Genomic DNA, 19,229 nt, shown 5'->3' on the forward strand with positions numbered 1-19,229 from the left:
CCCGTGCGCCGCTTCAATCTCTCCGAATGGGCGCTGGGCAACCGTGCGCTGGTGTTGTTCGCGATGCTGGCGTTCGCCGTCATCGGTGCCTGGTCGTACAAGCACCTGGGCCAGTCCGAAGATCCGCCGTTCACCTTCAAGGCCATGGTTGTACGCACGATGTGGCCGGGCGCCACCGCCGAGCAGGTCTCGCGGCAGGTGACCGAGCCGATCGAAAAAGCACTGATGAACACCGGCGAGTACGAATTCATCCGCTCGTACTCGCGGCCGGGCGAATCACAGGTGATCTTCATGGCGCGCGACAGCCTGCGCTCCAAGCAGATCCCGGACCTGTGGTACCAGGTGCGCAAGCGCGTGGGCGATATCCGCGCGACGCTGCCGAGGGAAATCGTCGGGCCCTTCTACAACGATGAGTTCGGCGACACGTTCGGCAACATCTATGCGTTGACCGGCGAAGGCTTCGACTACGCGGTGATGCGCGACTATGCCGACCGCATCCAGCTGGAGCTGCAGCGTGTGCCCGACGTCGGCAAGATCGACTTGGTCGGCCTGCAGGACGAGAAGGTATGGATCGAGCTGTCCAACACCAAGCTGGCCACGCTGGGCGTATCGCTGCAGCAGGTGCAGCAGGCGTTGGCCGACCAGAATGCGGTCAGCGCCACCAGCTTCTTCGAAACCCCGACCGACCGCGTGCAGCTGCGCGTGACGGGTCAGTTCGATTCGATCGAGGATATCCGCAGATTCCCCATCCAGGCCGGTGAGCGCACGCTGCACCTGGGCGACATCGCCGAGGTCAAGCGTGGCTTCGCCGATCCCGCGTCGCCGAAGATGCGCTTCATGGGCCAGGATGCGATCGGCCTGGCGGTGGCGATGAAGGACGGCGGTGACATCCTCAAGCTCGGTGCCACCCTGGATGCCGAGTTCGAACGCCTGCAGAAGACCCTGCCGGCCGGCATGCAGCTGCGCAAGGTGTCCGACCAGCCACATGCGGTGGAAGAGTCGGTGGGCGAGTTCGTGCAGGTGCTCACCGAAGCGGTGGTGATCGTGCTGCTGGTCAGCTTCTTCTCGCTGGGCCTGCGCACCGGCCTGGTGGTGGGCGTGACCATCCCGCTGGTGCTGGCGATGACCTTCTTCGTCATGCACTACTTCGACATCGGCCTGCACAAGATTTCGCTGGGTGCGCTGGTGCTGGCACTGGGCCTGCTGGTGGACGATGCGATCATCGCGGTGGAGATGATGGCCACCAAGATGGAGCAGGGCTACGACCGCCTGCGCGCGGCCAGTTTCGCCTGGGAATCCACCGCCTTCCCGATGTTGACCGGCACCCTGATCACTGCTGCCGGCTTCCTGCCCATCGCCACTGCCGCATCGAGCACCGGTGAATACACCCGCTCGCTGTTCCAGGTGGTGACCATCGCGCTGGTGGTGTCGTGGATTGCTGCAGTGCTGTTCATTCCGTATCTGGGTGACAAGATGCTGCCGGACCTGTTCAATCCGCAGCTGCCCAAGCCGGACAGCCTGGCCGGTCGCTGGCGTGCCAAGCGCCTGCAGTGGGCCGACCGGCATCCGTCGCTCGCGCGCTGGATCGCGCCGAAGGTGCATGCACACGATCATGATCCGTACCAACGGCCGTTCTACACCCGCTTCCGTGCCTTCCTGGATACCTGCCTGCGCCATCGCTGGTGGGTGATCGGTGCGACCATCGCACTGTTCATCGGCTCGCTGATGCTGTTCCGTTTCGTGCCGCAGCAGTTCTTCCCCGATTCGACCCGCCCAGAACTGATGGTGGACATCGAGCTGGCTGAAGGTGCGTCGCTGGCCGCGACCCAGGCACAGGCCGACAAGCTGGAGAAGCTGTTGAAGGGCCGCGAAGGCATCAGCAACTACGTGGCCTATGTCGGCACCGGTTCGCCGCGCTTCTACCTGCCGCTGGACCAGCAGCTGCCGGCCACCAACTTCGCCCAGTTCGTGGTGCTCACCGAAGATGCCAAGGCCCGCGAATCGACCCGCGACTGGATGCTGAAGGAAGTGATAAAGCAGTTCCCCGATGTGCAGATGCGCGTGACGCGCCTGGAGAATGGGCCGCCGGTCGGCTATCCGGTGCAGATGCGCGTGTCCGGCGAGCACATCGCACAGGTGCAGGCGATTGCGCGCAAGGTCGAGGCCAAGGTGCGCGAGAACCCGCACGTGATGAACGTGAACCTGGACTGGAGCGAGCCGAGCAAGGTGGTGCGGCTGGTGATCGACCAGGACCGCGCACGCGCGCTGGGTGTCAGCAGTGCCCAGGTCAGCCAGTTCCTCAGCAGCTCGTTGTCGGGCATGAGCGTGAGCACCTATCGCGAAGGCAATCGCCAGATCGAGATGCTGCTGCGTGGCCCGGACAACGAGCGCGCGCAGCTGGACCTGCTCGGCAGCCTGGCGATTCCGACCAGCAGTGGCACTGCGGTGACGCTGTCGCAGGTCGCGCGGCTGGAATACGCGTTCGAGGACGGCATCATCTGGCACCGCAACCGCCTGCCGACGGTGACCGTGCGTGCCGACATCAGCGATGGCATGCAGCCGCTGGATGTGGTGCAGCAGATCGTGCCGACGCTGGATGGCATCCGTGCCGAGCTGCCCAGCGGCTACCTGCTGGAAACCGGCGGCTCGGTGGAGGATTCGGCTCGCGGCCAGAACTCGATCAAGGCCGGCATGCCGCTGTTCCTGATCGTGGTGGCCACGTTGCTGATGCTGCAGCTGCGCAGCTTCTCGCGTGCGGCGATGGTGCTGGTGACCGCGCCGCTGGGCATCATCGGTGCGACGTTGTTCCTGCTGCTGTTCCGCGCGCCGTTCGGCTTCGTGGCACTGCTGGGCACCATCGCGCTGGCGGGCATGATCATGCGCAACTCGGTGATCCTGATCGACCAGATCCAGCAGGACATCGATGCCGGGCATGACCGCTGGCATTCGATCATCGATGCGACGGTGCGGCGTTTCCGCCCGATCGTGCTGACCGCGCTTGCGGCCGTGCTGGCGATGATTCCGCTGTCGCGCAGCGCGTTCTACGGCTCGATGGCGATTTCGATCATGGGTGGGTTGATCGTGGGCACGGTGCTGACGCTGGTGTTCCTGCCGGCGCTGTATGCGGCGTGGTTCCGGGTCAAGCCGGACGAATCCGGGGCGTAATGCCCCGGGTTTCCCGGCCAACGGGCTGAGCCCCCTCTGCGGTGGGTTCAGAAGCGGGATCGCTAGTCTGGGCCGGGTGGGTGGGCTGTTCGGCGGACGCCGCAAGTACGTCCTTGTAGGCTTGGCAGCCGCATCCATGCGGCTGACACCCCCGCCCAGCCCACCCACCCGGCCCCTGACATTTTCCGGCGGCCTGCACCGCAGGAAGAGAAGGAAGAAGAGCGAAAAGCAACAGCAACAGCAACAGCAACAGCCGCGTGCTGATGGTTGGGGTCGGGTCCGTTTTCCATTGGAAAACGGATCCGACCCCTTCGTGTTTTCCGATACACCTCATCCACGCATGGTGTGGATCCACCGGCCGTCACCGGGAAATGATCGGAGGCGGGGAGGGGGCAGATGGCGGGACCGTCCACGGCATGGATGCCGTGGCCGAGCCTACAGGGACGTACTTGCGGCGTGTCCCGCCATCTGCCTCCTCCCCGCCAACCAAGCAACAACCCAGAGCCGCTCTGGCTGTTGCAGTTGCAGTCGCCTCTGCGGGCGCCGGGCAGCCGCCCGGCCGATCACCCCTGCAACTGCAGTCGCTCACGCAGCAGCGGCTCCAGCCAATCCAGAAACACCTGCACACGTTGCGCACGATGCTGCCGATGCGGCAGCAACAGGGTCACCGGCAACGGCTGCGCGACGTGCTGCGGCATCACTTCCACCAGTGCACCGGAGTGCAGTTCGGCCTGCACGTCGTAGCGCGGAATCTGCAGCAGTCCCAGCCCCGCGACGCAGCAGGCAATCGATGCCTCGGCGCTGTTCACCCGCACCCAGCCGGTCATCGGCAGCGTGCGCAGCTGCGCGCCTTCCTGCCATTCCCACGGCTCCACCCGCGCCGTGGTCGGCGATGCGTAGTTCACCGCGCGGTGCTGCTGCAGGTCGGCAGGATGCTGCGGTACGCCGTGCTCGTGCAGGTACGCAGGCGCGGCAACGTTGACGAAGTCCAGCTGGCCCAGCGTGCGGGCCACCAGGCTGGAGTCACCTAGCTGGCCCACCCTCAGCACCGCATCGCAGCCGTCCTCGATCAGGTTTACCGCGCGGTCGGTCATGCCCAGGTCCAGCTCGACCTGCGGATGCCGTGCGAAGAAGTCGGGCAGGGCCGGGGCGATGATGCGGCGACCGATCCGGCTGGGCACATCGATCTTCAACAGGCCCTTCGGCTGTGCGTCGTCCTGGCGGAACAGCGACTCGGCATCTTCCATTTCGGCGATCAGGCGCAGGCAGCGCACGTAGAAGGTGTCGCCATCGTGGGTGGTGGAAACCCTGCGGGTGGAGCGCTGCAGCAGGCGTGTGCCCAGACGCTGCTCCAGTTCCGCCACGGCCGCCGAGACGGTGGAGCGGGGCAGGCCGAGCTGGTCGGCGGCGCGGGTGAAGCTGGTGCACTCCACCACCCGGGCAAAGATGCGGAAACGCTCGATCCGGTCCATTGTTCGCCCACTCTGGAAAGTTAAGTCAATGTTGCGGGCTTTATCCGCAATTTCTGCACGATATCGTCGTCTGCACAGGGTTGCCAGCCCGGCAGCCCCTTACCGAGACCGACGCCATGACCGACCACCGTATCCAGGGCAAGACCGTGCTGATCGCCGGCGGCGCCAAGAACCTCGGCGGGCTGATCGCCCGCGACTTCGCCGAGCAGGGCGCCAAGGCCATCGTCATCCACTACAACAGCGCCGCTACTCAAGCCGATGCCGAGGCGACCGTTGCAGCCTTGCAGGCCGCAGGCGCAAAGGCCGTGGCGTTGCAGGCCGATCTGACCTCGGCCGCGGCAATGGAGCGCCTGTTCGCCGACGCGGTTGCCGCCGTCGGTCGCCCTGACATCGCCATCAACACCGTCGGCAAAGTGCTGAAGAAACCGATGCTGGAGATCAGCGAAGCGGAGTACGACCAGATGAGCGCGGTCAACGCGAAGACGGCGTTCTTCTTCCTCAAGGAAGCCGGGCGCCACGTCAACGACGGCGGCCGCATCTGCACGCTGGTCACTTCGCTGCTCGGTGCGTTCACGCCGTTCTATTCCAGCTACGCCGGCACCAAGGCGCCGGTGGAACACTTCACCCGCGCAGCATCGAAGGAGTTTGGCGAGCGTGGGATTTCGGTGACCGCGATCGGTCCCGGGCCGATGGATACGCCGTTCTTCTATCCGGCCGAGAGTGCCGATGCGCAGGCGTATCACAAGACCGCCGCGGCGCTGTCGGCGTTCACCCGCACCGGCCTGACCGACATCGCCGACATCGTGCCGTGGATCCGCTTCCTGGTGACTGACGGCTGGTGGATGACCGGGCAGACCATCCTGGTCAATGGTGGTTACACCACAAAGTAGAGACACGCGAGGCTTGAGTTCGTGCAGTAGATCCACGCCATGCGTGGATGCTCTTGGCTTCATCCACGCATGGCGTGGATCTACTGTTGGTCCCCAAGTGGACAGCTTCAGGGCGTTCACGGGCACAATAGCGGCCAGTTCCAGGGCCGGAGCGCCTGCCATGTTCTTCCGTACGACCTGCGCCTCGGCGCTGCTGCTGGTCGCCTGCAGCGGCTCTGCCATTGCGCAGTCGGCAGACGCCGATGCTCTGCTGTTCCAGCATGACCTGCGGGACGTGCTTGAGTGCGGCGCGAGCGCGGACGTCCAGCAGGCCGTCGTCAGCCGCCTGCGCGCGGCACGCTACGCCGACGCTGCCGAACGACTGCCGTACCTGCGCGACTGGCGATTCGAGCAGGAAGGTGAGGATGACGATCACCGGGTGACCGTCATCACTCCACCACAGTCGATCACCGTTCACGGTGTCGAAGTGCCGCGGCTGTTCGCTGATGCGTTCGGGTTCTCGGTTGCGCTGGACCCCGCACATCGAGATCGTATCGTCGCTGCGCACGGCTTGCGGCTGCAGTCGAGCACGCTGCATGAGCCGTTCGAGCTATGGTCGACGCCCACCACACCGATCATCGTACGCAGTGCGGGCGACGGCTATCGACTGGGCTGTGCTCCTTCCACGAACGGTAACAGGGCAGCGGTGCGTCAGCTGCCGGCTGTTAAAGTCCAGGACCTGCAGGATGCCGTTCACTGCCGCGCCGATGAAGGCGGCATGCGCCGGCTGCAGGCGTTCTGGCAGCGGCTTTCCGAACAGCCGCAGTTCGAATGGCCGCAGGATGTCCGTTCGGTCAACGAGGTGAACTACACCGTTGGTGATGATGATCTGCACCTGCTGCTGATCGGGTTGCAGGTGCCTATCCAGGCGTACGGCGTTTCCACGCACACGATTGCGCTGGCGTTCGGTGGATTCTTCGGCGCGGATCTGGGTGGTGTTGCGGTTGCGCCAGTGCTTGCCCAGGCGGGCATGGAAACCTCGCATACGGTCGGCAAGGATGCGTGGCAGCGCCCGTTGCCGCCGGTTGCTTTCAGTGGTGGCAGTTGGATCCCGCAGCACATCGTGATGCGCACCGACGAGGGTCGCGTTGTTGCCGGTTGCGCCAGCGACTACGCGCGCAGCACGTCGCGCTGAGCGGATCTCATGCCGGGCAAACAACAGCAGGCCGGGCAGGGCTCGCCGCTACCGATGGACATGCAAAGGGTGCCGGGCATGTCCCGGCACCCGCGTGCTTCATCCCAGCTTGGCCAGCACCGCGTCGGTGGCCGTCGCCGTGCTCACTGCGTGCCCCTTGGCGGCCAGATCCGCGGTGAACACGCCATCGTCCAGCACTGCGTGCACCGCCGCTTCCACCGCTGCAGCTTCGGCGTCCAGCCCCAGCGAATGGCGCAGCAGCATCGCCGCACTGAAGATCGTCGCGTACGGGTTGGCGATGCCCTTGCCGGCGATGTCCGGTGCCGAACCGTGGATCGGTTCGTAGATGCCGACCGCTCCCGGCTCGCCCAGCGAGGCCGACGGCAGCAGGCCCAGCGAACCGGCCAGCATCGAGGCTTCATCGGTGAGGATGTCGCCGAACATGTTCTCGGTCACGATCACGTCGTACTCGCGCGGCTTGGCCAGCAGGTGCATGGCCATCGAATCGACCAGCTGGTGTTCCAGCGCGACGTCCGGGAACTCCTCGCGGCCGATGCGCGCGGCCACGTCACGCCACAGGCGTGAGGTTTCCAGCACGTTGGCCTTGTCCACCGAGGTGACCTTGCCGCGACGCTGCTGGGCCAGCCGGAACGCACTGCGCAGCACGCGCTCGATCTCGGCCACGGTGTAGCGGCACAGGTCGCTGGCGCTGTCGGCATCGCGGGTCTTTTCGCCGAAGTAGATGCCACCGGTCAGTTCGCGCACCACCACGAAGTCCACGCCCTGCAGCAGCTCGGCCTTGATCGGCGAGGCGTGCAGTGCGGCTTCGTGGGTGCGCACCGGACGCAGGTTGGCATACAGGCCCAGCGCCTTGCGGATTGCCAGCAGGCCCTGTTCCGGCCGTACCTTGGCGTTCGGGTCGGACCACTTCGGGCCGCCCACCGCGCCCAGCAGCACCGCGTTGGCAGCCTGACAGGCGGCCAGGGTCGAGGCTGGCAACGGCTCGCCGTGACGGTCGATGGCGATGCCACCGATGTCGTGCTCGCTGAAGGTGAAGGTGTGGTTGAAGCGTTCGGCGACGGCGTTCAGGACGGCGACCGCAGCGGCGGCCACTTCCGGGCCGATGCCATCACCGGGCAGGACAACAATTTCAGCGTGCATGCTCACTCTCGTAACGTTCGATTTCAGGGACACGGCCCAACAGATAACCCAATTGATCCACACCTTCCAGCAGACAGGTCTGCGAGAAGCCGTCCAACGGGAAGAAGTAGACGCGGCCATCGGGTGTGCGCAGCTCGCGCGCGGCCACGTCGATGGTCAGCTCGTCGTCCGGGCGCTGCATCAGCACCTGCACGTCGGCTTCGTCCAGCACGATCGGCAACAGGCCGTTCTTCAGCGAGTTGCCACGGAAGATGTCGGCGATCTCGCTGCTGACGATGGCGCGCAGGCCGAGGTCGGTCAGCGCCCAGGGTGCATGCTCGCGCGATGAGCCGCAGCCGAAGTTGCGCCCGGCCAGCAGGATGCTGCGGCCGGCGTTGTGCGGCTGGTTGAAGGCGAAGTCGGCCACCGGGGAGCCATCGGCCTGCCATCGCCAGTCGTTGAACGCATTGCGACCCAGGCCGGCGCGCTCGGTGGTGGACAGGAACCGCGCCGGAATGATCTGGTCGGTATCGATATTGGTCTGGCGCAGCACCACGCTGGCCGAACGCAGGGTGCGGAAGCCGCTCATCAGGCCACCTCCTGTGCGAACAGTTCACGGGCATCGGCCACGTGGCCCTGCACGGCGGCCCAGGCGGCACTCATCGGCGAGGCCAGCAGGGTGCGCGAGCCCGGGCCCTGGCGGCCTTCGAAATTGCGGTTGCTGGTGCTGACCGCCAGTTGGCCGGGGGCGACCAGATCGCCATTCATGGCGATGCACATGGAACACCCCGGCTCGCGCCACTCGGCACCGGCCGCGCGCACGATCTCGTGGATGCCCTCGGCCTCGGCTTGGCGCTTGACGATTTCAGAGCCGGGGACTACCAGCATGCGCACGCGCTCGGCGACGCGACGACCGCGCAGCACCTGCGCCACTTCGCGCATGTCGCTCAGGCGGCCGTTGGTGCAGGAGCCGACGAAGACCACGTCCACCGGCGTACCGGCCAGCGTCTGCCCCGCCTGGAAGTGCATGTAATCCAGGCCCTTCTGCGCGGCGGCATCGTTGGCCGCCGGGATCGGCGCGTCCACCGCGATGGCGGTGCCGGGGTGGGTGCCCCAGGTCAGGGTCGGGCGGATGTCGGCAGCATCGATGCGCACCTCGCTGTCGAAGCGCGCGCCTTCATCGCTGCGCAGCTGCGTCCAGCGGGCCACGGCGGCGTCGAAGTCGGCGCCTTTGGGGCCACGTGGGGTATTGGCAACGAAGTCGAACGTCACCTGGTCGGGAGCGACCATGCCGGCGCGTGCACCGGCTTCGATCGACATGTTGCACAGGGTCATGCGCTGTTCCATGTCCATCGCTTCGATGGTGCTGCCGCGGAACTCGATCACGTGACCGGTGCCGCCATTGACGCCGATCACGCCGATGATGTGCAGCACCACGTCCTTGGCGCCGACGCCGGGTGCCAGAGGGCCATCGACGGTGATCGCGAAGGTCTTCGCCTTGCGCTGCAGCAGGCACTGCGTGGCCAGCACATGGCCGACTTCGCTGGTGCCGATGCCGAAGGCCAGCGACCCGAACGCGCCGTGGGTGGAGGTGTGGCTGTCGCCGCAGACGATGGTCATGCCGGGCTGGGTGAAGCCCTGTTCCGGGGCGATCACGTGGACGATGCCGCGATTGTCCGAGGCCATGTCGAACAGCTCGATGCCGTGCTCGGCGCAGTTGCGCGCCAGCATGGCGACCTGCGCTTCTGAGGCAGCGCTGGCGTAGGGCAGGGTGCCATCGGCGGCGGCCGGCAGGGTCGGCGTGGAATGGTCCATCGTCGCCTTGGTCCGGTCCGGACGGCGCGGCTTCAGGCCGCGCTCGCGCAGTTCGGTGAAGGCCTGCGGCGAGGTCACCTCATGGATCAGGTGCAGGTCGATATACAGCACGGCGGGCGCGCTGTCGGTTTCTGGAACGACCACGTGGGCGTCCCACAGTTTGTCGTACAGGGTGCGGGGTGCGGAAGTCATGCGTTTGCCTGGCAGGAGTACGAAGTAGCGGACATCGAAGAGAAAGTAACAGGGTCAGGTCAGCGGCGCCGCGCGAGCACGCGCAGACGCACGTAGTCGGCCAGCGGCTGTCCGGTGGCGTTGCGCGGCAGGTCGGCCAGCAGGGCGGTGGCGGCATCGCGTACCGTGGCGCGCGCCTCGGCCGGCAGGTCGTCCAACAGCGGTGCGGCGAATACCCGCAGCCAGCCGGCAATGCCGGTCGGCAGCGCGGTCGGGCGCGGCAGGCATTCGGTCAGCTGCACCTGGAAGCCATGCTGGCGCAGGCGTTCGGCGTAGCCATCGGCGGTGGGGAAGTACCACTGGAATGTGCTGGCGCCATGACCATGGGCCACGCGCGCGGCCTGCACGGCGGCAACGATCGTGGCCACGTTGCCATGGCCACCGAACTCGGCGACGAAGCGGCCACCCGGGCGCAGGGCGCGGCGCACGCCTTCAAGCACGCGGTCCGGGTTGGGCATCCAATGCAGCGCCGCGTTGCTGAACACCGCATCGAACGCGCCGTCGAAGGTCAGGGCGTGGCCGTCCATCACCTGCGCATCGACACCCCGTGCACGGGCGGCGATCACCATTTCCGGTGAAGCATCGACGCCGTGCATGTGTGCGCCGCTGAGGGCCAGTTCGGTGGTGAGTACGCCATCGCCACAGCCCAGGTCGAGGATGCGCTCGCCGGCACGCGCGTCGAGCAGACGCGCTACGGCGCCACCGAGGGTCGGCACGAAGCCGGCGTCGATCGCATAGTCCTGGGCATTCCACTGCTGGCCAGCGCTGCCGGTGGCGGTTGCGGTGTCGAAGGCGCTCATCTCACATTCCTCAGGCGGTGGCGGTGGCAGGTGCTTCAGTGCTGACGCCGGCGTTGGCCTGGCGCTGGCGCAGCAGGCGGTTGGCTACGTCCAGCCAGGCCAGCGCGGAGGCTTCGATGATGTCCTTGCTGGTGCCGGTGCCGTCGTACTCGACGCCCTCGTGACGCACGCTCAGGTTGGCTTCACCACGTGCATCGGCACCGATGCCGACGCTGTGCACGTGGTAGCTGTCCAGCATCAGCTGCACGCCGGTGGCGGCCGACAGGGCGCCGAACAGGGCATCGACCGGACCATCACCCTGCGCGGTCTCGGCTACGCGGTTGCCGTCCGGGTCGGACAGTTCGACCAGCGCATTGGCGCGGCTGCCGACATCGCTGATGGTCATCGAGGCGAGGCGGTAGCCCTGTGCGTTGGAACCACCTTGCATCAGCGTCTGCAGGTCGGCGTCGGTGACCACGCGCTGCTGCTCACACAGTCCCTTGAACTGCTCGAACACCAGCTTCAGCTCGTCTTCTTCCAGCCAGAAGCCCAGAGCGCGCAGGCGCGCTTCGACGGCAGCACGGCCACTGTGGCGGCCCAGCACCATCTGCGAGTCTTCCCAGCCCACGTCTTCCGGACGCATGATTTCGTAGGTGCCGCGATGGCGCAGCATGCCGTGCTGGTGGATACCCGATTCATGGGCAAAGGCATTGGCGCCGACGATGGCCTTGTTGCGCTGTACCGGCATGCCGACCAGGCGCTGCAGCAGCTGCGAGGTACCGACGATGCGCGGGGTATCGATGGCGGTGTCCTGCTCGTAGAAGGCCTGGCGCACCTTCAGCACCATCGCGATCTCTTCCAGCGAACAGTTGCCGGCGCGTTCACCGATGCCGTTGACGGTGCATTCGACCTGGCGCGCGCCGCCTTCGATGGCGGCCAGTGAGTTGGCCACGGCCAGGCCCAGGTCGTTGTGGCAGTGCGCGCTGAAGATCACGTTGCCCGCGTTCGGCACATCGGCGACGCCCGCGATGACCTGCTGGAACATCGTGCGGATTTCTTCCGGCGTGGTGAAGCCGACGGTGTCGGGCAGATTGATGGTGGTGGCGCCGGCAGCGATCGCCACGCGCGAGACCTCGATCAGGTAATCCAGTTCGGTGCGGGTGGCGTCCTCGGCCGAGAACTCCACGTCATCGATGTAGGAGCGGGCCAGCGCTACGTGCTTGCGTACCGATTCCAGTACCTGCTCACGCGTCATCCGCAACTTGTGCTCACGGTGCAGCGGGCTGGTCGACAGGAACACATGCAGGCGCGGGTTGGCCGCCGCTTCCAGTGCGCGCGCCGAGGTCTCGATGTCCGCCTGCAGGCAGCGCGACAGCACCGCCAGGCTCAGGCTCGGGCGGCGCAGTTCGCGGCCGATCAGGGCCATCGCTTCGCGGTCGGACTGCGAGCTGGCCGGGAAGCCGGTCTCGATGATGTCCACGCCCAGTTCGTCCAGCGCACGCGCCATCACCAGTTTCTGCGGCGGGCTCATGCTGCAGCCAGGGGACTGCTCGCCGTCACGCAGGGTGGTGTCGAAGATGCGGATGCGCGGGGTGGTAATTCGTTCGATGGTGGTCACAGGGAAATCTCCTCGACAGCGGGTGCGACGGCTTGCAGGGGGGAAGGGGAAGGCATTGGAAACGCGGTGGCGGTCGCCTTGCTGGGCGAACGCGGAGTTTCTGCCCGGCGTCGGCGCGGTTTGCGTGGCGGACGCGGACGGATGTCGGTGAGCAGGCCGGCGAGCACGCCGGCATCGATGTTGCCGCCGGAGACGACCGCGCACTTGCGGCGGCCGGCGACGCGACGCCCGGCGGCCAGCGCCAGCGCACCGGCGCCCTCGGCGATGATGTGTTCTTCCAGCGCCAGCCGCACCAGCGTTTCGCGCAGTTCGGCTTCGCGCACGATCACCACATCGTCCAGCAGCGAGGTGCACAGGCGGCGGGTCAGGAAACCGGGGATCTTCACCCGCACGCCATCGGCCAGCGACGGCACAGGATTGATCTCGCGCACATCGCCGCGGATTGCACGTGCCATCGAATCGACACCTTCGACCTGCGCACCGACGATGCGCACGCCCTGCGACTTCAGTGCCAGAGCGACGCCGGAGGCCAGGCCGCCACCGCCGATCGGTACGATCACCACGTCCGGCGCATGCGCGGCCAGCTCGATGCCGACGGTGCCCTGGCCGGCGATGACATCGGCATCGTCGAACGCGGACAGGAAGCGGTAGCCGTGGCGCTGCGCCAGCTCGACGGCGAACGCGTAGGCCTCGTCATAACTGTTGCCATGCTGGCGCACCGTCGCGCCCCAATGGGCGACGCCAGCGATCTTGGTGGCCGGTGCGCCATGCGGCATCACGGCAATGGCCGGCACATCCAGGCGATAGGCGGCCCAGGCCACGCCCTGCGCGTGATTGCCGGCCGAGGCGCAGATCACCGGCCGGGTATCGCCACGTTCGCGGGCGGCGAGCAGGGCATTCAACGCGCCGCGCACCTTGTACGAACCGGTGCGCTGCAGGTTCTCCAGCTTCAGCCAGGTGCCAAAGCGCTCGGCATGATGCAGCGGAGTGGGCGGCAGAAAGCGGCGCAGGCGGGCCTGCGCAGCCAGTACGTCGGCAACGGTTACGTCGCCGACATCGCTTTCCGTGCTGGCATCAGCGGCCGGCATGGGCCACCAGCAGGGTGTTGCTGACCAGCGCCTGCGGGCACGGGCGGCGAAGAAGACGCCTCCGTACCGGCACCGTGTTGCATACGGTACGGGCGTTCATGCGGATACTCCTTCCAGTGCGGTCATCTGCACCGAAACGCAGTCGTAGATCTTTTCCATCTGCCGGCACAGTGTTTCCGGCGGGCGCTGGCTGTCCACCACCAGCTGCAGGTGCCAACGGCCATCATCGGCGGCCACCGGCGCACCGGTGATCGCGCGCGGTGCGAAGCCGCGGCGTTCGGCCATGCCGATCACGCGCAGCAGCGCGCCTTCGGCCGGTTGCAGCACCAGGTCAAGCCGGTATTGCATTGGGGATCTCCTGGCGTGCATGTGCAGGGTTGCTTTCCAGCATGGTGCTGTTGGCGGTATTGGGTGGCACCAGCGGCCACACGTTCGCGCGCGCATCGATGGCCACGTGCAGCAGTGCCGGGCCGGGCTCGGCCAGCAGTGCGGCCAGGCCGCCTTCAACGTCATCACGTGCATCGATGCGCGTGGCCGCGATGCCGAATACCTTGGCCAAGGCGACGAAGTCCGGGTTGTCGGACAGATCGATCTCGCTGTAACGCTCGGCGAAGAACAGCTCCTGCCACTGCCGCACCATGCCCAGCGAACTGTTGTCCAACAGGATGATCTTCACCGGCAGGCGGCAGCGGGCGATGGTCGCCAGCTCCTGCACGTTCATCATGAAGCTGCCATCGCCGGACACCAGCACCACCGTGCGCTCAGGGCAGGCGAACTGCGCGCCCATCGCCGCCGGCAGGCCGAAGCCCATCGTGCCCAGCGCACCGCTGGTCAGGTGATTGCGCGGATGATTGAAGCGGCAGTGCTGCGCGACCCACATCTGGTGCTGGCCGACGTCGCAGGCGATCACCGTATCGGCCGGTGCCAGCTCGCTCAGGCGCTTCAGCAGCGCCGGGGCGTAGATGTGCTGGCCCGGTGCGTCGTAGCGCGCGGCAAAGCGATCGCGATGCTGTGCGCAGCGTTTGCGCCATGCGTCCTGGTGGGCCTTGGGGGAGGGGAAGGCCGCACGCAGGGCGCGGATGGCATGGCCGACGTTGCCGGGCACGGCGACATCAGCGCTGCGCAGCTTGGAAATTTCGTACGCATCGGCGTCGATGTGCACCACGCGGGCGAACGGCGCAAACTCGGCCAGCTTGCCGGTCGCCCGATCATCGAAACGCGCACCCAGCACCAGCAGCAGATCGCTCTCCTGCACGGCCATGTTTGCCGCACGGGTGCCATGCATGCCCAGCATGCCCAGCGACTGCGGGTGCTGGGGAGGCAGCGCGCCCAGCCCGCGCAGGGTCATCACGGTCGGGATGGCGCTGGCTTCGACGAACGCGCGCAGGTCCTGCACGGCATCGCCCAGGGCAATGCCACCACCGGCATAGACCACCGGCTTCTCGGCCGCAGCCAATGCGGCGATGGCCTCGGCGATGGCGGCGTCGGCGGCGGCCGGCGGCGGTTCCACGCTGGCCGGCACATGCGCCGGCAGGTGGCTGGCATCGGCCAGCTGCACATCCTTGGGCAGGTCGATCAGCACCGGGCCGGGACGGCCCTCGCGGGCGATGCGGAAGGCATCGGCCACCACGCGCGGCAGATCATCCACGCTGCGCACCAGCCAGCTGTGCTTGACGATCGGCATCGTCAGGCCGAACACATCCAGTTCCTGGAACGCATCAGTGCCCAGCAGCGGCGTGGCGACCTGGCCGGTGATGCAGACCATCGGCACCGAATCGAGCATCGCATCGGCGATGCCGGTGACCAGGTTCGACGCGCCCGGCCCGGAGGTCGCTACGCAGACGCCAACCTGGCCACTGGCGCGTGCAAAGCCGTTGGCGGCCAGCGCCGCGCCCTGCTCATGGCGCACCAGGATGTGCTTCAGCGACGAATCCACCAGCGCGTCGTAGAACGGCATGATGGTGCCGCCCGGGTAGCCGAACAGCGTACGGACACCCTCGGCCTCCAGCGCCTGGGTCAGCCAGCGCGCGCCGTTGGGCGGCGCGCTGCGGTGTGTGGGAGAGTTCATGGGGGAACCTTGCAGAGCGGGTGGGGGTGCCGCGTTGTTACGCGGCTTGACCTTGCAACCAGACCATCTTGGCGCGCAGTTCCTTGCCTACCTTCTCGATCGGATGCTCCAGGTCGGCCTGCTTGAACTTGTTGTAGTTCGGCAGGCCCGCTTCGTACTCGGCCACCCAGTTCTTGGTGAAGGTGCCGTCCTGGATGTCCTTCAGCACTTCCTTCATGCGCTCCTTGGTGCCGGCGTCGATGACGCGCGGGCCGCTGACGTAATCGCCGTACTGCGCCGTTTCGGAGATGAATTCCAACATGCGCGAGATACCACCTTCGTAGAACAGGTCGACGATCAGCTTCAGTTCGTGCAGCACTTCGTAATAGGCGATTTCCGGCTGGTAGCCGGCTTCCACCAGCGTCTCGAAGCCCGCCTGCACCAGCGCCGAAGCGCCGCCGCACAGCACCGCCTGCTCACCGAACAGATCGGTTTCGGTTTCTTCCTTGAAGGTGGTCTGGATCAGGTTGGCCCTCGCGCCGCCCAGTCCGCCTGCATAGGCGAGTGCGTACTCGGCGGCCTTGCCGCTCTTGTCCTGGTAGACCGCCCAGATGCACGGCACGCCGCGGCCGATTTCATATTCGCGACGGACCAGCGCACCCGGGCCCTTCGGTGCGACCAGAACAACGTCCAGGTCATCGCGCGGCTTGATCATGTCGAAGTGCACGTTCAAGCCATGCGCGAACAACAGCACCGCGCCCTGCTTCATGTTCGGCGCCAGCACGTCCTCGTACAGCTTCTTCTGCACCATGTCCGGGGTCAGCACCGCGACCAGATCGGCATCCTTCACCGCCTCGGCCGGTGCCTTCACGGTGAAGCCATCGGCCTGCGCCTTGACCTCGGTGGGGCCGCCCGGACGCAGGCCTACCACCACATCGAAGCCGGATTCACGCAGGTTCAGCGCGTGCGCGCGGCCCTGGCTGCCGTAGCCGATGACGGCGATCTTGGTCTGGGGCAGATCGTTGGTGCTCATGGGGGAGGTTCCTTGCGGGTGGGAAGAAAAAAGACGGCCGGCAGTCGAATCGACGTACCGGCCGGTCAGGGAAAAGCGGGGAGGGCAGCGCCGCGCGTCGCACAGGTACTGCCACCACGAGGATTCGTGGTGCAGCGGGTCTGGGTTGTGCAATGGGCGTTGGTCATGGTGGTTGCGTCTGAAACCAGGTCCTGAAATGAAAAAACCCGCACCTGGGCGGGTGCGGGTTTTGAAGAGTTCCGGTGTATTTGCTGCTTACACGCTGGCTCGTCCCGCACCTGTTGGTTGGGTAATAAGTACGAGCACAAGAATCGAACGCAGCGAGGCGGCGCCGGTATCGGCGGCTTCGATGTGGGTTCGCGGTGGCGTGTTGTGATGCAACATGTGATCGAGAAAACCACAGCCGTTTCCGCGCTGTCAACCCTCGCAGCGATATTCCCGTCAGTTTCCGCTGCATGCAGTGCAATCGCTTGTGGCACAAGGATGGTTGCCGCTGAAAGTGTTTCGGTGAACCCGAATTCACTCTTTTCAACGGGTTTTTTGCGCGGATTCGGGGTGATTCTGTCTTGCTGGCTGCGGACCAAGATCCGCAGCCACCGAAGGGCGGCCGTCCATGACCTATGCCCGATGGCCCCTGATCGCCGTAGCAGCGAAGATCGGTTACCACCCTTCCATTCGGAACCCGACCGTGTCCCGACGCCTTGCCCGTTCCCTGCTGGTGGCTGCCGTGCTGGCTGCCGTGCCCGTGCTGTCCCAGGCTGCCGACCGCATCACCGGCCACACCTTCGCCACCCGTTCGGAGGTGATCGCCCCGCATGCGATGGCCGCCACCTCGCAGCCGCTGGCGACCCAGATCGCGCTGGACGTGATGAAGGGCGGTGGCTCGGCGGTCGATGCCGCCATTGCGGCCAACGCAGCGCTGGGCCTGATGGAACCCACCGGCAATGGCGTCGGCGGCGACCTGTTCGCCATCGTGTGGGACCCGAAGACGCAGAAGCTTTACGGCTACAACGGCTCCGGCCGCTCGCCGAAGTCGCTCACCCTGGCCGAGTTCCAGCGCCGTGGTCTGAAGGAGATTCCGGCCACCGGCCCGTTGCCGGTATCGGTGCCGGGCGCAGTGGATGGCTGGTTCGCGTTGCACGACCGGTTCGGCCGCAAGCCGATGGCCGACAACCTGGCGCCGACCATCCGCTATGCGCGCGAGGGTCATCCTGTTGCCGAAGCGATCGCCTATTACTGGGATCGCTCGGTGCCGAAGCTGTCGCAGTATCCGGGTTTCAGGGAGCAGTTCACCGTCGACGGCCACGCTCCGCGCAAGGGCGAGATGTGGAAGAACCCGAACCTGGCCGACACCCTGCAGAAGATTGCCGACGGCGGGCGTGATGCCTTCTACAAGGGCGACATTGCCCACACCATCGGCGATTACTTCAAGAAGAATGGCGGCTACCTGAGCTACCAGGACATGGCCGACCACCACGGTGAGTGGGTTGAACCGGTCAGCAGCAACTACCGCGGCTATGACGTGTGGGAACTGCCGCCGAACAGCCAGGGCATCGCCGCGCTGCAGATCCTCAACGTGCTGGAAGGCTACGACTTCTCGAAGATTCCGTTCGGCTCGCCCGAACACGTGCACCTGTTCGTGGAAGCGAAGAAGCTGGCGTTCGCCGACCGCGCGCGCTTCTACGCCGACATGGCGTTCCAGCCGGCACCGGTACAGAAGCTGATTTCCAAGGACTACGCCGCGCAGCGCCGCGCGCTGATCTCGATGGACAAGGCGCTGAAGGAAGTGCAGCCGGGTACACCGAAGCAGCTGGAAGAGGGCGACACGATCTACATGACCGTGGCCGACGCCGACGGCATGATGGTGTCGCTGATCCAGTCCAACTACCGCGGCATGGGCAGCGGCATGGCACCGCCGGGGCTGGGCTTCATCCTGCAGGATCGCGGCGAGATGTTCGTGCTGCAGAAGAATCATCCCAATGGCTACGCACCGGGCAAGCGTCCTTTCCAGACCATCATTCCGGCCTTCATCACCAAGGGCGGCAAGCCATATGCAAGCTTCGGCGTGATGGGCGGCGCGATGCAGCCACAGGGGCACGCGCAGATCGTGATGAACCTGGTGGACTTCGGCATGAACCTGCAGGAAGCCGGTGATGCGCCGCGCATCCAGCACGAGGGCTCGACCGAACCGACCGGGCAGGCGACGGCGATGACCGATGGCGGTGAGGTGAATCTGGAAACCGGATTCCCGTACGAGACGGTGCGTGCGCTGATGCGCAAGGGGCACCGCGTGGTGTTTGCCGATGGTCCGTACGGCGGCTACCAGGCGATCCTGCGTGATCCGGACACGGGCGTGTATTACGGCGCGTCGGAGAGTCGCAAGGATGGGCAGGCGGCGGGGTATTGAGGTTTTCCGGCCACCGGGCTCAGCCCCCTCTGCGGTGGGGGTTCGTAGATGCGGGATCATGTAATTGGGCCGGACGGGTGGGCTGGTCGGGGGACGCCGTGAATCCGTCCTTGGAGGCTTGGCAGCCGCATCCATGCGGCTGACACCCCCGCCCAGCCCACCCACCCGGCCTCTGACAGTTTTCTGCGGCCGCCACCGCAGGAAAAAAAAAGAAGATCAAAAGCAACAGCAACAGCAACAGCCGCGTGCTGATGGTTGGGGTCGGATCCGTTTTCCGCAGGAAAACGGATCCGACCCCTTCTTGTTTTCCGATACACCTCATCCACGCATGGCGTGGAGAACCAACCGTCACCGGAAATCTGTCGGGGGT

14 protein-coding genes are annotated in these 19,229 nt (G+C 66.2%); 4 read left to right on the top strand and 10 right to left on the bottom strand.

Features of this window, described 5'->3' with window-relative positions:
- Nucleotides 1-3: 3 nt before the first annotated feature.
- Nucleotides 4-3,165, top strand: a complete 3,162-nt coding sequence (locus MRBLST15_RS11495; RefSeq protein ID WP_367785958.1) for an efflux RND transporter permease subunit — start codon at nt 4-6, stop codon at nt 3,163-3,165.
- 563 nt (nt 3,166-3,728) lie between these two features.
- Here MRBLST15_RS11495 and MRBLST15_RS11500 read toward each other — a convergent pair.
- Entirely contained in the window at nt 3,729-4,637 is a 909-nt protein-coding gene (locus tag MRBLST15_RS11500) for a LysR family transcriptional regulator (RefSeq protein ID WP_312705365.1), read from the bottom strand.
- A 116-nt stretch (nt 4,638-4,753) separates the two neighbouring features.
- On the opposite strand from MRBLST15_RS11500, the gene MRBLST15_RS11505 reads away from it, so the two are divergent.
- Both MRBLST15_RS11505 and MRBLST15_RS11510 read left to right on the top strand, forming a co-directional pair.
- The gene (locus MRBLST15_RS11505) at nt 4,754-5,527 is read left to right on the top strand and encodes an SDR family oxidoreductase (protein ID WP_367785959.1); all 774 of its coding nucleotides are present in this window, start codon (nt 4,754-4,756) and stop codon (nt 5,525-5,527) included.
- 160 nt (nt 5,528-5,687) lie between these two features.
- A complete protein-coding gene (locus MRBLST15_RS11510) occupies nt 5,688-6,701 on the top strand; it encodes a hypothetical protein (protein ID WP_367785960.1) in 1,014 nt (337 codons plus the stop codon).
- A gap of 99 nt (nt 6,702-6,800) precedes the next feature.
- On the opposite strand, the gene leuB is transcribed toward MRBLST15_RS11510, so the two are convergent.
- The 9 genes from leuB to ilvC all read right to left on the bottom strand — a co-directional run bounded on the left by leuB (nt 6,801) and on the right by ilvC (nt 16,452).
- Complete coding sequence (gene leuB / locus MRBLST15_RS11515) at nt 6,801-7,862, bottom strand: 3-isopropylmalate dehydrogenase (RefSeq protein WP_265954395.1); 1,062 nt, start codon at nt 7,860-7,862, stop codon at nt 6,801-6,803.
- On the bottom strand, nt 7,852-8,430 hold the full coding sequence (gene leuD, locus MRBLST15_RS11520; protein ID WP_265954393.1) for a 3-isopropylmalate dehydratase small subunit: 579 nt from the start codon (nt 8,428-8,430) through the stop codon (nt 7,852-7,854). The genes leuB and leuD overlap by 11 nt, the downstream gene beginning before the upstream one ends.
- On the bottom strand, nt 8,430-9,848 hold the full coding sequence (gene leuC, locus MRBLST15_RS11525; protein ID WP_312705367.1) for a 3-isopropylmalate dehydratase large subunit: 1,419 nt from the start codon (nt 9,846-9,848) through the stop codon (nt 8,430-8,432). Before leuC ends, leuD begins: the two co-directional genes overlap by 1 nt.
- Before the next feature lie 59 nt (nt 9,849-9,907).
- Nucleotides 9,908-10,687, bottom strand: a complete 780-nt coding sequence (locus MRBLST15_RS11530) for a class I SAM-dependent methyltransferase (RefSeq protein ID WP_367785961.1) — start codon at nt 10,685-10,687, stop codon at nt 9,908-9,910.
- Nucleotides 10,688-10,697: 10 nt separating this feature from the next.
- A complete protein-coding gene (locus MRBLST15_RS11535; protein ID WP_367785962.1) occupies nt 10,698-12,284 on the bottom strand; it encodes a 2-isopropylmalate synthase in 1,587 nt (528 codons plus the stop codon).
- Nucleotides 12,281-13,372, bottom strand: a complete 1,092-nt coding sequence (locus tag MRBLST15_RS11540; protein ID WP_312705370.1) for a threonine dehydratase — start codon at nt 13,370-13,372, stop codon at nt 12,281-12,283. The genes MRBLST15_RS11535 and MRBLST15_RS11540 overlap by 4 nt, the downstream gene beginning before the upstream one ends.
- Nucleotides 13,373-13,468: 96 nt before the next feature.
- Nucleotides 13,469-13,720, bottom strand: coding sequence for an ACT domain-containing protein (locus tag MRBLST15_RS11545; RefSeq protein ID WP_089236730.1), 252 nt, complete (start codon nt 13,718-13,720; stop codon nt 13,469-13,471).
- Nucleotides 13,704-15,440, bottom strand: a complete 1,737-nt coding sequence (gene ilvG / locus MRBLST15_RS11550) for an acetolactate synthase 2 catalytic subunit (RefSeq protein ID WP_230113253.1) — start codon at nt 15,438-15,440, stop codon at nt 13,704-13,706. The genes MRBLST15_RS11545 and ilvG overlap by 17 nt, the downstream gene beginning before the upstream one ends.
- 37 nt (nt 15,441-15,477) lie before the next feature.
- A complete protein-coding gene (gene ilvC / locus MRBLST15_RS11555; RefSeq protein WP_265954382.1) occupies nt 15,478-16,452 on the bottom strand; it encodes a ketol-acid reductoisomerase in 975 nt (324 codons plus the stop codon).
- Between the two features lie 688 nt (nt 16,453-17,140).
- Between ilvC and ggt the strand changes: the two genes are divergently transcribed.
- Entirely contained in the window at nt 17,141-18,859 is a 1,719-nt protein-coding gene (gene ggt / locus MRBLST15_RS11560) for a gamma-glutamyltransferase (protein ID WP_367785963.1), read from the top strand.
- Nucleotides 18,860-19,229 lie beyond the last annotated feature (370 nt).

It is taken from the genome of Stenotrophomonas sp. LST15-1-1.1 (genome assembly GCF_040815575.1).
Lineage (GTDB): Bacteria > Pseudomonadota > Gammaproteobacteria > Xanthomonadales > Xanthomonadaceae > Stenotrophomonas > Stenotrophomonas lactitubi_B.